The following is a 15,800-nucleotide window of genomic DNA, read 5'->3' on the forward strand; positions in this document are numbered from 1 at the left end:
ATCAAGACCAGATCGGCAATTGCCGCGCAGTTGCCCGCCTGATAGGCCAAAGCGTTCATAACCTAGGGAGATGTTCATGAAACACCATGCGTTTGGCCGCATGCCGTTCACCGTTACCAATGTCGGCTTCGGCGCCTGGCAGATCGGCGGCTCCTGGGGCGATATCAGCGAGGCGGATGGGCGGGCGGCGCTGAACGCCGCGCTCGATGCCGGTATGACGTTCGTCGACACGGCGGATGTTTACGGCGACGGCCGCTCGGAAAAGATCATTGCCGATGTCCTGAAGACGCGCGGCGGCGAGCGCCCGATGGTCGCAACCAAGGTAGGCCGCCGCCTCAACCCACATGTCGCGGAAGGATATACCAAGGCCAATCTCGAAGGCTTCATCGACCGCAGCGTCAAAAACCTCGCGGTCGACAGCCTCGATCTCGTGCAGTTGCACTGCCCGCCGCGCGAGGTGCTTTACCTCCCTGAGGTCTTCGAGGGCCTCGACGCGCTGCAGAAGGCCGGAAAGATCAAGGGTTATGGCGTTAGCGTCGAAAAAGTCGAGGACGGGCTGAAGGCGATCGAATATCCCGGCGTCGTCAGCGTCCAGATCATCTACAACATTTTCCGTCAGCGCCCCGACCATCTGTTCTTCGAGGAAGCACGTCGCAGGAATGTGGCGATCATTGCGCGCGTGCCGCTGGCAAGTGGTCTTCTCTCCGGCAAGATCAGCCGCGAGACGCAGTTTGCCAGCGACGACCATCGCAATTTCAACCGCCACGGCGAAGCTTTCGACGTCGGCGAGACCTTTGCCGGCGTACCTTTCGAGGTCGGGCTGCAGGCGGTCGAGGAAGTGCGCAAGCTGGTGCCGGCCGGCGTCACTATGGCCGCCTTCGCGTTGCGTTGGATCCTGATGGCTGAAGCCGTTACTGTCGTCATCCCCGGCGCCCGCAATGCCGAACAGGCGAGAGCCAATGCGGCCGCAGCCGATCTCGCGCCGCTCTCGCCCGATGTCATGGTGGCGACGCGCGAGATATACAATCGGCTGATCGCCCCGCATGTGCATCAGCGCTGGTGAGGCTGGAGCGAGTCGCTTTTATTGAAGGCTGCAGCGAGCCGAGGGCCCCTCATCTGGCTGCCGCCACCGACCGGGGTCGAGCCACCAGTTTCGACCCGTCCTCCGGACCCCCGCGAGCGGGGCGAAGGGATATGCCGCACGTGCTTCCTTCACCTCGACGTTGCGCTTGGCACGTCCCCTCGCCCCGTTTTAACGGGGAGAGGGTTAGGGTGAGGGGCAGCTTTCAGTTCGTGGCACTCAGTTCCACCGGAAAGAACAAGGTCTCGCCGGAAGAGTCGCTCACACCGTCATTATCGGTGACAGCGTAAGGCTTGCCGGAGGCGTCGAAGGTGAAGCCTTCGAGCTTGTCGAGCACATAGCCGTTCGTCACGGTCTTGAGTTCGTCGAGGAAGTCGTGTGCTTCGGTCTTCTTCACGACCGGCAGTTCGGCCCCGAGTTTGGCTGGCTTCAGTTCCGAGATCGCCACCTTGTAAAGCTTCTTCAGCCTGGCGCCGTCGCCGACGAGGTTGTCGCGCTCGATGATGTAAACGTTATCGCCGTGGGCGGAGATCTCGGACAGGCCGACCCAACCGCTTTCCGTCTTGTCGAGGGGATAGCGCACGGCGCCCCATTCCTTTTTCTTCGGATTGTAGGAGACGAGCTTGACGAAGCCCTTCTCGTCGTCACCCCACTCGCGCTGGACGACCATCCACAACGTGGCATCGTCGCCGGTGCCGACAATGGTGACACCCTCGAAGCCGTAGCGAATTTCGTTGGCGGCGAGTTCCCTAGGCAGAGCAATCTCGGCCTTGATGTCGCCCTTGGCATTGACGTTGTAGAGCGCATGCGGGACGAGGCGCTCGCTGTTTCCTTCCGAGGCGAGCCAGAAGGAGCCGTCGGCTGCTACCGCGATGCCTTCGATGTCGAGCTTCTGGGCCGGAGCGCCGTCACGCTTGACGACGAGGGCGTCGGTGATGACGGCCGGCTTCTTGGTTGCGTCGATCGTGTAGATCGTCGGCTGCGAGCCCAGAAAGCTGTCGCTGACGGCGTAGAGCATGCCCGGTTTGCCGGGAACGGCGGCAAGACCCGAAAGCGCTGCGAAACCGATCGGATTGCCGTCCTTCTCGGCGGAGACGATCTGTGGATAGGCTTTTTCGCCTTCCGAGCGCTCGTAGATCATCACGTGCGAGCGCACCCCGCCGTCCTTGCCGAGATCGAGTTCATTTGCGGTCGCAAAGAGATTACGCTGGGGGATAGCGACCCCGCCTTCCGGCGAAATGCCCGACGGCAGAAGCTGCACGAGTTCGGGGTCGGCGCCGGTATCCTTATAGACGCCGACGACCGAGGCGCGCTCGGCAAGCAGGAAGAAATACTGGTCATCGCCGAACTTGGCGGCTTCGAGGCCTTCCGGCTCGACGCCCTTCGATCCCGAACGGCTTTCCGGATAATGGCCGATATGGGCGACGGCGCGTTCGAAGGATGCGCCCGATTCGTAGAGGACCTTGCCCGTCTTGTCGAAGATGGTGAAGCCGCGCGAGCCGCCCTGATAGTCGCCTTCATTGGCGACGACGAGGCGGTTGTCGTCCAGCCACTTCACGGCGTCCGGCTCGCGCAGCACGCCCTTCGATTCGCTCCAGAATTTCAGAGCACCGTCGCGCTTCGTGTCGATGCCGGAGAGATCGACGCTGCCGGCGGTAAAGTGGGTCTTCACCTGAGCCGTGTTGGCGTCGATGATGACGATCTCGTTGTTTTCCTGCAGCGTTAGGGCAATTTCATTCAGGCCGTTGAAAGCGACGAATTCCGGCTCCGGATCTTCAGGGGCAACACCGGCGAGACCATTCAGCGCCACATGCTTGATGGTGCCGCAGTCGACGGTGCCGTTGTTGACCTGGAAAACGGCGAGCTCGCCGGCCGGCATCTGCGGGATCTTGCCGTCATTGACCTCTTCGTCGCGTTCGTTTTCGATCGCGATGGCGCCGAGCGTCTTGTCCTTGTTGAGGGCAATCGAATCCGGCTGGCCGCCGAGATCGCAGGTGTGCTCAATCTTTTTCGTCGCCACGTCGACGATCGCGAGGCGGCCGGAGGGTTTGGCCTTGCTTTCGGAAGTGTTGACGGCAACAAGCGCCTTGCCGGCGCTCGAGGTGACCGATGTCGGTTCGCCGTCCATCATCATCGCACCGTCGGCCTTCGGGGCCCTGGCGTCGGTAATGTCGATGAAGCCGATCGCACCGAGCGGGCTGTCGCTATAGATCAGCGTGTTGCCGTCGTCGGTTGCGGTGATGATTTCCGCGGATGTCGGCGAAAGCTTGTCCTTGTCAGCAGGCAGGTTCTGGGCGACCGGGAAGGAGGCGATGCGGTTGAAAACCGGTTCGGCCGCGGCCTGGACGGCAACGGATGCGAGAAGAACGGCAGCGAGCGCTGCCTTGCGCGATAAAATTGTCATGAAATCCCCCAATGTCGAAAGATCGAACAGAGGGGTTTTGCGGGACTGCCATGACAGAGACATGACAGCCCGCGCGTTTTCAGAGATCGGCGTCAGGCCGGCCGACTTTCCCGGCGCATCTCGTTTCGCATGATGAAGAGCGACGCTGAAAGAATGAGCGCGGCGCCCAGCCAGAGATAACCGGCCGGCGCATAACCGAAAAACAACCAGCCGGCGAGCACGTTCAGCGGCAGCTTCAGATCATCGAATGGCTGGACATAGGCGGCGTCGGCACTGGCATAGGCTAGGGTCAGCAGATATTGCGCCACGACCGTCAGGAGGCCTGCCAGAAGGAAGAGCGCGAGTGTCGTGCCTGTCGGTACGGCGAAGCCCGCCGCAAGTGCCAGACCGCCGTTGATCGGCGTCAGCAGCACCAACAGCCAGACGGTGATGGTCTCTGGCCTCTCGATACCGGTCAGGCTCTTGGTGATAAGCGAGGAGGCACCCCAGAGCAGCGCCGAGAGCACCGGCAGGAGCGCCGCCCAGGTGAAACTATCAGACCATGGCTGGAGGATGATCATCGCGCCAGCAAAACCGACACCGGTCGCTGCCCAGCGGGCCGGGCCGACGCGCTCACCGAGGAACAGGCGGGCGCCGAGAATGATGAAGAAGGGCGAGGTCATGACCAGCGCGATCGCCTGCCAGATCGGCACTGAGGCAAGACCGGAAACCCAGGCCTCGACACCAAGCGCAGCAAAGAGGACGCGCACGACGTGTCGCCGGGGATAGTCCGTACGCATGGCCGAAAGGCCTGATTTGCGCATGAAGGGCAAGGAGAAGAGGAAGGCGAAGGCATATTGCCAGAAGGCTGCGGAGGCCGGCGGAAAGGCGAGCTTCATGGTCAGCCACTGGGTGACGACGTTGAGCAGCGAGAAGGCGACGCCTCCAAGCACCATGAAAGCAGCGCCGGCAACGGCGCGAGATTGCGAGACTGCAAGGGAATTCTGATTCATGTCTTCCATCCGGAACTACAGCGCCGCGCGTCTTTCCAGACGCGCAAAAGACGCTCTAGCGCTTTTAATTGCTGCATAGTTCATCCTTAAATCGATTCCGATTTAAGGAATTATGCAGGCGACCAACATAAATCAGGACGCATGAGGCGACGGCGCGCAGAGGCCGGCAGTCCCCTGCCCGCTCACGGCCATGCTCATTCTCTTTCTTCCGGACTATACCGTCGGCTCCGGAATCGCACCGGATCTGCTGCCCCCTTCCCCGGCCGAAGCTTGAGAAGGCGCTCGCGGGCTCGGGCCACAGCCCTTACCGCCGGTGGGGACATTCACCCCGCCCTGAGAACAGCATCGTTCGTAAAACAAGGCGCTGCCTACGGCAAGCGGCAAAACAAAAGGGGTCCGGCAGCGCCGAACCCCTCGAAATCCTGCTCAGCCGTTCTCGTTTACGACTGCCGGACGATCAAATCAGCCGTTGACGGCGTCCTTCAGGCCCTTGCCGGGCGTGAACTTCGGCACGTTGCGGGCTGGAATATCGACTTCAGCGCCGGTCGACGGGTTGCGGCCCTTTGTTGCAGCGCGATGAGAAACGGTGAAGCTGCCGAAACCAGCGAGGCGGATATCGCCCTTGTTCTTGAGTTCGGCCTGGACAACGTCGAAAACCGCGTCAACAGCGGAAGCCGCGTCAGACTTCGTCAGTCCTGCCTTTTCGGCCACTGCGGACACGAGTTCATTCTTGTTCATGTTTCCACCCCTTTCTAAATGGTATGAAACGACTCAAATCTAAGCTAGGCGCAGAATAGGTTTCATCAGGCCCGCCGGGAACCCAAAAGCCCTGCAAATCAAGGAAAAGCAAGCGTCTCCATGACGTTTTCACAAAAAAGGCTGGCGTTTCCGCCAGCCTTTTTGCGTCTTTTGCTTCAATCGGGCATAAATGTGGCAAACGCCACTCAATGCGCGATCGTTGCGCCCGTATCATCGAGGCCTTCGACCGACGTGATGACGGGCGTTTCCACCGTGCCATCCCACTCGATCGGCTCCGGCCGACGGATCAGCGCATGCTTGATCACCTCGCCCATCCGCGAGACCGGGATGATCTCCATACTGTTCTTCACGTTATCCGGAATCTCCGCCAGGTCCTTTGCGTTTTCTTCCGGAATCAGCACTTTCTTGATGCCGCCGCGAAGCGCTGCCAGCAGCTTTTCCTTGAGACCGCCGATCGGCAGCACCCGGCCGCGAAGGGTGATTTCACCGGTCATGGCCACATGCTTGTTGACCGGGATGCCGGTCATGATCGAAACGATGGCGGTTGCCATGGCGACACCGGCCGACGGGCCATCCTTCGGCGTCGCACCTTCCGGCACGTGCACGTGGATGTCGTTCTTTTCGAACATCGGCGGTTCGATGCCGAAATCGACAGCGCGCGAGCGGACGTAGGAAGCCGCCGCCGAGATCGATTCCTTCATGACGTCCTTCAGATTGCCGGTAACCGTCATGCGGCCCTTGCCCGGCATCATCACGCCTTCGATGGTCAGCAGCTCGCCGCCGACTTCCGTCCAGGCAAGGCCGGTCACGACGCCGACCTGATCCTCGCCCTCGGCTTCGCCATGGCGGAAGCGCGGGACGCCAAGATAGTCGGCGATGTTGGCGGCCGTCACGTGAACGGACTTCGTCTTGCCCTTGATGATCTCGGTGACCGCCTTGCGGGCGAGCTTCATCAATTCGCGTTCGAAGCTGCGGACACCGGCTTCGCGGGTGTACTGCTGGCTGATCGCCATCAGGGCATCGTCGCTGACCGAGAATTCTTCCGGCTGCAACGCATGTTCCTTGATAGCCTTCGGCAGCAGGTGCCGCTTGGCGATCTCGCGCTTTTCATCTTCGGTGTAGCCGGCGATACGGATGATCTCCATGCGGTCCATCAGCGGTGCAGGGATGTTCAGCGTATTCGCGGTCGTGATGAACATCACATCCGACAGGTCGTATTCGACTTCCAGATAGTGGTCCATGAAGGTCGAGTTCTGCGCCGGATCGAGCACTTCGAGCAGGGCCGAAGACGGATCGCCACGGAAATCCATGCCCATCTTGTCGATTTCGTCGAGCAGGAAGAGCGGGTTGGACTTCTTCGCCTTCTTCATCGACTGGATGACCTTGCCGGGCATCGAGCCGATATAGGTGCGGCGGTGACCGCGGATTTCGGCTTCGTCGCGAACGCCGCCGAGCGCCATGCGGACATACTCACGGCCGGTCGCCTTGGCGATCGACTGGGCGAGCGAGGTCTTGCCGACGCCCGGAGGGCCGACGAGGCAGAGGATCGGGCCCTTGATCTTGGTGGCGCGAGCCTGCACGGCGAGATATTCGACAATGCGTTCCTTGACCTTGTCGAGACCGAAGTGATCGGCCTCAAGGATCTTCTCGGCATTGTTGAGGTCGGCCTTGATCTTCGACTTCTTGCCCCACGGAATGCCGAGCAGCCAATCCAGATAATTGCGCACGACCGTGGCTTCCGCCGACATCGGGCTCATCTGGCGCAGCTTCTTCAGCTCCGCCTCCGCCTTTTCACGGGCCTCCTTGGACAGCTTGGTCTTGGAGATGCGCTCTTCCAGTTCGCTCATCTCGTCGCGGCCTTCCTCGCCGTCACCGAGCTCCTTCTGGATCGCCTTCATCTGCTCATTGAGATAATATTCGCGCTGGGTCTTCTCCATCTGGCGCTTGACGCGCGAGCGGATGCGCTTTTCGACCTGCAGCACCGAGATCTCGCCTTCCATGAAGCCGAGAGCCTTTTCGAGACGCTGCTTGACGCTCGTCGTCTCCAGCATCTCCTGCTTCTCGGTGATCTTGATCGACAGATGCGAGGCGACCGTATCGGCGAGCTTGGAATAGTCGTCGATCTGGCTGGCGGCACCGACCACTTCCGGCGAAATCTTTTTGTTCAGCTTCACATAGCTTTCGAATTCGGAAACGACCGAGCGCGACAAAGCTTCCAGTTCGACAGGATCGTCATGGGGCTCCTCGAGCACATGGCCGAGCGCCTCATAGAAATCCTCACGGCTCGTATAAGTGTCGATCTCGGCGCGGGCGCGGCCTTCAACCAGAACCTTGACGGTGCCATCAGGCAGCTTCAGCAGCTGCAGCACGTTTGCCACGGTGCCGACATTGTGGATCGCCGAAGGGTCCGGATCATCGTCGCTGGCGTTGATCTGCGTCACCAACATGATCTGCTTGTCCGAGCCCATGACCTCTTCGAGCGCACGGATCGACTTTTCCCGTCCGACAAACAGCGGCACGATCATATGCGGGAAAACCACGATGTCACGCAAAGGCAGAACAGGGTAGGCAGTGCTGCTCGCTACAGACGTTTTCTTCGTCATTTTTTATCCTTTCCATCGTCCCGTTACCGGGCTCTTTGCACGGCCGCTTGGGATCGGCCGGCACTCTCACTTGGCCTACAAGTGGAGGTTCTTACTATGCTTTTCAAGCCACGCTAACGCCCGCGTTCCCCGTATATGACAGCTTCGTTACAACGGAACACCAGCACTATGAAACGCGTGGCTGGACCGGCGCTTACCACTTCCGACCCGGCTAAATACAACGCCAGCAATACACTCACGGAATCACTGCATCATTGCAAGCACCGCCCCTTGCGCAACATCGGCAAAGGCAAGCTCCAGTTCCCACCGGCAAAATACTAACAGCGCCTCGCATGGTTTTTCAAATAGAAAGGGGCTCGCCCATGGCAAGCCCCTTAAAATAACGGTGCGAAAACCATAAGATTACGCGGAAGCGTTGGCTTTTTCTTCCTGACGATCGGCATAGATGTAGAGCGGACGAGCCGAGCCGCGCACCACCTCCTCCGAGATGACCACCTCGCGCACGCCTTCCAGCGTCGGCAGTTCGAACATCGTGTCGAGCAGGATCTTCTCCATGATCGAACGAAGGCCGCGGGCGCCGGTCTTGCGCACGATCGCCTTGCGGGCGATTTCACGCAATGCATCCTCGTGGAAGGTGAGTTCCACATCTTCCATCTCGAACAGCCGCTGATACTGCTTGATCAGCGCGTTCTTCGGCTCGGATAGGATTTGGATCAGCGCGTCCTCGTCGAGATCCTCGAGCGTCGCCAAAACCGGCAGACGGCCGATGAACTCGGGAATGAGGCCGAACTTGACCAGATCTTCCGGCTCCAGTTCGCGCAGGACTTCGCCGACGCGGCGATCGTCCTGAGCTTTCACAGTCGCGCCGAAGCCGATCGAAGTCTTCTCGCCGCGGGCGGAGATGATCTTGTCGAGGCCGGCGAAGGCGCCACCGCAGATGAACAGGATGTTCGTCGTGTCGACCTGCAGGAATTCCTGCTGCGGGTGCTTGCGGCCGCCCTGCGGCGGAACGGAAGCGACCGTGCCTTCCATGATCTTCAAGAGCGCCTGCTGCACGCCCTCGCCCGAGACGTCGCGGGTGATCGACGGATTGTCGGACTTGCGCGAAATCTTGTCGACTTCGTCGATGTAGACGATGCCGCGCTGCGCGCGTTCGACGTTGTAGTCGGCCGCCTGGAGGAGCTTCAGAATGATGTTTTCGACATCCTCGCCGACATAGCCTGCTTCTGTCAGCGTCGTCGCATCCGCCATGGTGAAGGGAACGTCGATGATGCGGGCGAGCGTCTGGGCCAGATAGGTCTTGCCGCAGCCTGTGGGTCCGACGAGCATGATGTTGGACTTCGCCAGCTCGACTTCGCCGTTCTTGGAGGCGTGCGCCAGGCGCTTGTAATGGTTGTGAACGGCGACCGACAGGATCTTCTTCGCCTGCCGCTGGCCGATGACGTATTCATCGAGGACCTTGATGATGTCCTGAGGCGTCGGGACGCCGTCGCGGGACTTGACCATCGAGGACTTGTTCTCCTCGCGGATAATGTCCATGCACAATTCGACGCATTCATCGCAGATGAAGACGGTCGGTCCGGCAATCAGTTTCCGGACTTCGTGCTGGCTCTTTCCGCAGAACGAACAATAGAGGGTGTTCTTGGAGTCGCCGCCGTTGCTGCCGCTGACCTTGCTCATATCACTTTCCTTCCAGCACGCCGCATTTCAAGGCGAAATCGCGGTCCACTCTATCAGCTCCTGGCGGCACTCCGTTTCCGGAGCCTTTGCCGAGAAGGGCTTCAGGGGCTACAAACCGGTCCCAATCAACCATGTCAGGGTTCCGGTGGCAACGAATTCCCCTTCGAATGCCAAATGCTATGTCATAAAAATTCAACATAGCATTAATAGTTACTATTAGCGTCTTCGTCGCCAGTTGAAAGCCTTGTTCGATCACAAATGAGATAGAACTGTGGCGAGGAAAACACCATCCCAATTAATTACTAGGCCTGCTCGCCTTCCATCTCGAGGCGTGATGTCAGAACCTTGTCGATGACGCCCCAGCCCTGGGCCTCGTCCGCATCCATGAAATGGTCACGATCGAGCGTCTTTTCAACTTCCTCGTAGCTGCGGCCGGTGTGCTTGACATAGACCTCGTTCAGCCGGCGCTTCATCTTTAGGATGTCGCGGGCGTGGCGCTCGATGTCCGAGGCCTGGCCCTGGAAGCCGCCCGAGGGCTGGTGAACCATGATGCGGGAATTCGGCGTGGCGAAGCGCATGTCTTTATGGCCGGCCGCCAGCAGCAGCGAACCCATGGACGCGGCCTGGCCGATGCAGAGCGTCGAAACCGCCGGTTTGATAAACTGCATAGTGTCGTAGATCGCCATGCCCGCGGTGACGACGCCACCGGGAGAATTGATGTAGAGAGCGATTTCCTTCTTCGGGTTTTCCGCCTCGAGGAAGAGAAGCTGGGCGCAGACGAGCGTCGCCATGTGATCCTCGACGGCGCCGGTCAGGAAGATGATGCGTTCCTTCAACAGACGGGAATAGATGTCGTAGGAGCGTTCACCGCGGTTGGTCTGTTCGACGACCATCGGCACGAGGGCCATTGCGGTATCAACTGGGTTTCTCATGTGCGTCCTTTGTCAACGTCATGCCGGCACGCCGGGAATCAAAGAAAATGTCTTATCCCTACATAGAGTGTCCCTGCCCTCCTCTTCAAGACACGCATTGGGATAACGTTAAGAAGACGGGGCAGGGCCCCAGGGCTTGGGCGCCGACAGCCTCTTTCTCGCAAACTCCGGTCGGCCGCGAGCCCTCGATGTCGTCTCCCCTCGCTTTTCTCCATGACAGAATGAAGGAACTCCATTCGACAGCGCTCAAGCACGTTTACCCAACGGAAAGCCTATCGCCAGATACCGGCCGAAAATCATGCCGCAGTGCAACGACATTAAGGAAGTGGCGAGCTTCCTCCGCAAGAATGCGGGCCAACAGACAAGGTCGACGGGCAAGGGGTTGCTGCCGTGTTCAATATCGCTACAGGTCTCGCCATCTGGTGTTCGGAGGCCATGACGCTCGCTCTGGTGCTCTTCGTCGCCTGGCGCCACAATGTCAGAAATGAAGCCTATCTCTATTGGGGCCTGGGCTTCTTTCTGACTGCCATAGGCTTTGCGATGATCTCGCTGCGCAGCGAAATCCCCAGCCTGTTTTCCATCGAGGTGGGCAATGCCATCGCGCTTCTCGGCCAGAGCGCCTGGGTGGCGGGTTTTCTCGCACTCGACCGCAAGAAGATGGAATGGTGGGCTCTGCTGCCGCCGGCAATCTGGCTGGCCGGGGTCTTTCTGCCCTGGGTCAACACTGATTATTCCAACCGCGTCGTGCTCTATAATCTCGCTTCGGCGACGGGTGCCACGGCATTGGCCATGGCGGTCGCCGCCGGCGACATTCGCCGCGAGCGCACCCGCACTAAGCTTATGGGAGTGTTCGTCATCCAGGGCTGCCTGTGTTTCGGCTCGGCGCTGACGATGGCGGTTACGCTGCCAAGCGATATCGATGCGACCAATCTCGGCGGCGTCTCGGCCATGGCAAGCGCCTTCCTGCTCACCATCGCCTTCGCGCTTACCTGCCGACTGGTGATGGAGCGCTCCGAACGGCATCTGCGCGCCATGACGCTGACCGATTCCCTGACCGGCGTGCTCAACCGCCGTGGCCTGCTCGGCTATTTCGAGTCAATCCAGGAGAGAGCCCATAGCGAGCAGCGGGAGGTCGCGGTGATCCTTTTCGACCTCGATCATTTCAAGCGCGTCAACGACCGTTTCGGCCATCAATCCGGCGACGCGGTGCTCACCGCCTTCGCGCGCATGGCCCGGCAATATATTCCAAACAACATCTTCGGCCGCATGGGCGGGGAAGAATTCGCCGCCTTCGCAGCCGTCGCGGATCAGACGGAAGCCGAGGCGATCGCCGAAGCGATCCGTACCGAATTCTGCCGCCTTCCCGTCAGCACTGGCGAAGCAATCGTTCCGGTCACGGTGAGCATCGGCATCGCGCTCGCCTCCTCGATCGAAGCCAATATCGACAAACTGATCTCAGCCGCCGACCGGGCTCTCTATGCGGCCAAGGCCGCCGGCCGCAATTGCACGGTCACCTTCGGCGAAGAGGAAGCGGCGGCTCCAGCGCCAGCCACGCCGAGCACCACCGCTGGCGAACTCGTGCCCACGGTCGACGACCAGGTCGAGGCGCTGCGACGCATGGGCACGCTGTCACGGGCCGGTTAGCCGCAAGTCTGAAACAGATTCATTCCCCAGGCTTATACAAAAATCTCGATATGGTCAGCGCGTCTGATCGGGCGTGCCCGGCTTCCGCCGGCCTTTCTCTCCCGCATCTTTTACAGGTCGGAGAAATCCGTTAAGCCCCAACGCATGACCATACCGCCCTTTCTCTCGATCGATCGCGCCAGCCGCCATGTCTCGCTGGATGCTCGCAACCCGGCCTTCTATGGCAATCCGAACGCCGTCTATGCGGCTCTTCACGCCCACTGCCCGACCTTTTACTGGGAGGAGCAGAAACAGTGGTTCTTCACCGGCTACGACCATGTGAACGGACTGTTGCGCGACCGCCGCTTCGGCCGGCAGATCCTCCATATCGCCAGCCGGGAGGAGCTAGGCCTCGCCGAGCCGATGCCGCATCTTGAAAGTTTCGATCTCTCGGAACGTTACTCCCTGCTCGAGCTGGAACCGCCGGAGCACACGCGTCTGCGCACGCTCGTCAACCGCGCCTTTGTCTCCCGCCATGTCGAGAAGATGAAGCCGGAGCTTGTCGAGCTTGCCAATCGGCTGATCGACGGCTTTGCGGAGAAGCGCGAAGTCGAGCTGCTCTCGGCTTTTGCCGACATCATCCCGGTGACGATGATTGCCCGCATGATCGGCATCCCCGAGGATATGGGGCCGCAGTTGCTCGCCTGGTCGCATGCCTATGTGCGCATGTACATGTTCGGCCGCACACGCCAGCAAGAAGAAGAGGCCGAACGGGCGGCCAGAGAATTTTCCGACTATGTCAGAGGGGCAATCGCCGAACGCCGGGCAGAGCCTCGCGATGACCTGCTGACCCACATGATCCGCACGGAGCACAAGGGCCAGTATCTCACTGAAGAAGAACTCATTTCAACGACGATCGTGTTGCTCAATGCCGGCCATGAAGCGACAGTGCACCAGATCGGCAACTCCGTGCACACCATCCTCAACAGCGGTCGAGATCCGGCAGAACTCTTCCGGGACGATGCGGCGACGGAGCGCACCATCGAGGAGACCCTGCGCATCTGCGCGCCCGTCCACATCTTCCAGCGCTGGGCGCTCGAGCCCGCGGAGATCGATGGCGTCTCCTTCCAGCGCGGCGACAAGGTAAGCCTCATCCTCGCCGCCGCCAATCTCGACCCGGCGAAATTCACCGATCCCCTCGCCTTCCGGCCCGACCGCAACGAGGCGCCGAACCTCTCCTTCGGCGCCGGCATCCATTTCTGCATCGGCGCGCCATTGGCGCGGCTGGAACTTAACGTCGCGGTGCCGATCCTGTTCGAACGGCTTCCCGGCCTCAGGCTGGCAAAGACGCCCCTCGTCAAGGACGTCTATCATTTCCACGGGCTCGACCGCCTGGATCTCCGGTGGTGATCGGCACAGTATCCCAGATCGGCCGAAGTTCCGCCCAGCCTGCTGCCGCGATCTCGCGGCATTACGCTGCCTGTTCTTGAAGCCTGCTGGATATGTCGAGCGCCGACATCGGTTTTCCGATCAAATAGCCTTGCAGCTGGTCACAGCCGGCCTCCCGCAAGATCGCCGCCTGACGGCTATTCTCGATGCCCTCCGCCGTAACGGGAATCTGCAGAGCGGTCGCCAAAGAGATGGTCGCCTTGAGAACATCGGCGCCATTCGAGGCCTGGTCGAGAGCGGAGACCAGCGAGCGGTCGATCTTCATCCGATCAAAGCCGAACTGCCGCAATGCGCCGATGCTTGCATAGCCGCAGCCGAAGTCGTCGAGCGCGAATTTGATACCGACCTTTTTGAGGTGATCTATCGACCGACGCGCCTGATCCGGATTGGTCATGAGGACGCCTTCGGTGATTTCCAACGTCAGCCGCCTCGGATCGAAATCGAGTTCCTGCAGGAGGGAGATCACGTCGGCGGCAAATTCCGGATTGCAGAGCTGAACCGGCGAGACGTTGACGGACAGGGCCATACCTGGCCAATTTCTGGCGTGCTCGATCGATGTTTTCAGCATATGACTGCCGAGCGCATCGATGAGGCCGCATCTTTCGGCAAGGGGAATGAAAATTTCCGGACTGATATTTCCGGTCGCAGTCCGCCAGCGGGCGAGCGCTTCAAGACCGGTCACCGCGCCGGTCGTCGCAGAAACGAGAGGCTGGAATACGGCTTCGATCGCGCCATTGCTGATCGCACTCTTCAACAGAGCTTCCAGTTCGGCGATCCTTTGGCGCTCCCGATCCAGTTCGGGGTCATATTCGATCGCCCGGCCTTTGCCATTTTCCTTGGCGCGGTAGAGCGCCATATCAGCCCTGCGCAAAAGCTCCAGCGGCTCAATGTCTTCGTCACGGGCAGCAGCGCCGATGCTCGCTCCAACCTCGATCGTTCGCCCTTCAATTTTGAAGGGTTCGGCAAAAAGCGCCAAAATCGTGTCTTCTATCTCGTGACGCGGAGCAGTGCCGATCTGGACAAGAGCGAACTCGTCCCCCCCTAACCGAGCCGCAGCAACGACTTCGGGATGACAGGCGATCAGCGCCTTAGAGACCATCCGTATCAAATCATCCCCTACCGCATGGCCCCAGGCGTCATTGACCGCCTTGAACCCATCGAGATCGACCAGATAGAGCCTGGGCAGTGAAAGGTCCGAGCCTTCGAGGTCTTCCAACATGCAGAGAAGCCCATGCCTGTTCAGGAGGCCGCTCAGACTATCGTGATTGGCTTCGAAAATCGCTGCCTGCGCCAGTTGACGCAGACGCCGCGCCTCGGATGCGCCCACCAGCAGAACGCCGGCCAGGAATAGCACGAGGATGATGGTAGCGGCAGCAACAAAGGGATAGACCTGTTGGAACACAGCGCTTCCCGGCGCTTTGCTCGGCCAGACGAGATGGCCGATGACACCGCCCTTCATGTCCGTGATCGGCATGTTGAGCAGACCTGGCTCGGGCGCTGCGGCAAGGCGCAAGCCCTCGAGTTCGTGTTCGTTTGACAGCGTATTGAGAACGTCCGAGTTGAACTCTTTGTAAAAGCTCAGCACGCTGAGCTTCGGAAGCTCGCCTTCTTTCTCGAAAGGCTGGATTGGCTGTGATGCGATGACAGCGATGCCGGTTTCCGTCTTAATGAAATTGACCACCGGCGCCTGTGGGAAATCGATGGCCGTATTGATCTGCCGGTAGAAAGCTTCGCCGAAAAAGGCGCTTGGCTGGAAGGGCTCGCCTTTGGCATAGGCCGAGACGATCGACGAGCGATCGGGACCGGTCACGATGGCACCGTCATAGAGCGGGTAATCCTCGCTGGTCTTTCCCCAGTTCTCATAAGCCCAATCCGCGGCTCCGGGAGTTGCGATCGCCTTATAGGCATCATCCCATACGGCGTTGTCGGTTGTCGTCGCGCTCAGGCGGCTGACAAAGGCTGCGATCGCTGCGCGTGAGGCGCGACTGGCCCTGGCATCGTCGATTTCGTTCGCCGATCGGGTCATCGAGGCCACGACGTGGGCCATGAGGCCGGTCAGAACGAGCGCGACGACAAGGAAGAAAACGGTGGTCGCAATGATGGAAGACGTTTGGGTCCGAACGTGCCTGCCCGCAAGATTCGACGACATGCCAATCCCGAAAAGATGAATTTCAAGGCCATGTCTATAGTGACGGCAGGAGACATCATGTCCGCAATGCGCTGCAGATAAGGTCTAGCACTTGACGATTTAGGTTCGATTAATAGGCAACATCAAAT

10 protein-coding genes and 1 riboswitch are annotated in these 15,800 nt (G+C 60.1%); of the genes, 3 read left to right on the plus strand and 7 right to left on the minus strand.

The window, feature by feature from the left end:
- The first annotated feature begins 76 nt into the window (after positions 1–76).
- Positions 77–1,063 (plus strand): aldo/keto reductase, encoded by a 987-nt coding sequence (locus tag CO660_RS08665; protein ID WP_097598376.1) that lies wholly within the window; start codon positions 77–79, stop codon positions 1,061–1,063.
- Positions 1,064–1,286: 223 nt separating this feature from the next.
- Here the strand turns inward: CO660_RS08665 and CO660_RS08670 are convergent, their stop codons facing one another.
- The 6 genes from CO660_RS08670 to clpP all read right to left on the minus strand — a co-directional run bounded on the left by CO660_RS08670 (position 1,287) and on the right by clpP (position 10,451).
- Positions 1,287–3,485 carry an esterase-like activity of phytase family protein gene (locus CO660_RS08670; protein WP_097598530.1) on the minus strand — a complete coding sequence of 733 codons (2,199 nt, stop codon included), beginning with the start codon at positions 3,483–3,485 and terminating at the stop codon, positions 1,287–1,289.
- A gap of 92 nt (positions 3,486–3,577) precedes the next feature.
- Entirely contained in the window at positions 3,578–4,477 is a 900-nt protein-coding gene (locus CO660_RS08675; protein WP_097598531.1) for a DMT family transporter, read from the minus strand.
- A gap of 192 nt (positions 4,478–4,669) precedes the next feature.
- Positions 4,670–4,822: riboswitch (FMN riboswitch) on the minus strand.
- Between the two features lie 117 nt (positions 4,823–4,939).
- The gene (gene hupB / locus CO660_RS08680) at positions 4,940–5,215 is read right to left on the minus strand and encodes a DNA-binding protein HupB (protein ID WP_003558438.1); all 276 of its coding nucleotides are present in this window, start codon (positions 5,213–5,215) and stop codon (positions 4,940–4,942) included.
- A gap of 206 nt (positions 5,216–5,421) precedes the next feature.
- The gene (gene lon, locus CO660_RS08685) at positions 5,422–7,839 is read right to left on the minus strand and encodes an endopeptidase La (RefSeq protein ID WP_085777766.1); all 2,418 of its coding nucleotides are present in this window, start codon (positions 7,837–7,839) and stop codon (positions 5,422–5,424) included.
- Between the two features lie 402 nt (positions 7,840–8,241).
- On the minus strand, positions 8,242–9,519 hold the full coding sequence (gene clpX / locus CO660_RS08690) for an ATP-dependent Clp protease ATP-binding subunit ClpX (RefSeq protein ID WP_004680013.1): 1,278 nt from the start codon (positions 9,517–9,519) through the stop codon (positions 8,242–8,244).
- A gap of 302 nt (positions 9,520–9,821) precedes the next feature.
- Positions 9,822–10,451, minus strand: a complete 630-nt coding sequence (clpP, locus tag CO660_RS08695) for an ATP-dependent Clp endopeptidase proteolytic subunit ClpP (RefSeq protein WP_038688182.1) — start codon at positions 10,449–10,451, stop codon at positions 9,822–9,824.
- A 390-nt stretch (positions 10,452–10,841) separates the two neighbouring features.
- Between clpP and CO660_RS08700 the strand changes: the two genes are divergently transcribed.
- Together CO660_RS08700 and CO660_RS08705 are read left to right on the plus strand one after the other, a co-directional pair.
- Positions 10,842–12,095, plus strand: coding sequence for a GGDEF domain-containing protein (locus CO660_RS08700; protein ID WP_097598377.1), 1,254 nt, complete (start codon positions 10,842–10,844; stop codon positions 12,093–12,095).
- Between the two features lie 144 nt (positions 12,096–12,239).
- Positions 12,240–13,484 (plus strand): cytochrome P450, encoded by a 1,245-nt coding sequence (locus tag CO660_RS08705; RefSeq protein WP_097598378.1) that lies wholly within the window; start codon positions 12,240–12,242, stop codon positions 13,482–13,484.
- Between the two features lie 61 nt (positions 13,485–13,545).
- Here the strand turns inward: CO660_RS08705 and CO660_RS08710 are convergent, their stop codons facing one another.
- Positions 13,546–15,672, minus strand: coding sequence for an EAL domain-containing protein (locus tag CO660_RS08710; protein WP_097598379.1), 2,127 nt, complete (start codon positions 15,670–15,672; stop codon positions 13,546–13,548).
- Between the last annotated feature and the right edge of the window lie 128 nt (positions 15,673–15,800).

The organism is Rhizobium sp. L9 (assembly GCF_002531885.1).
GTDB lineage: Bacteria > Pseudomonadota > Alphaproteobacteria > Rhizobiales > Rhizobiaceae > Rhizobium.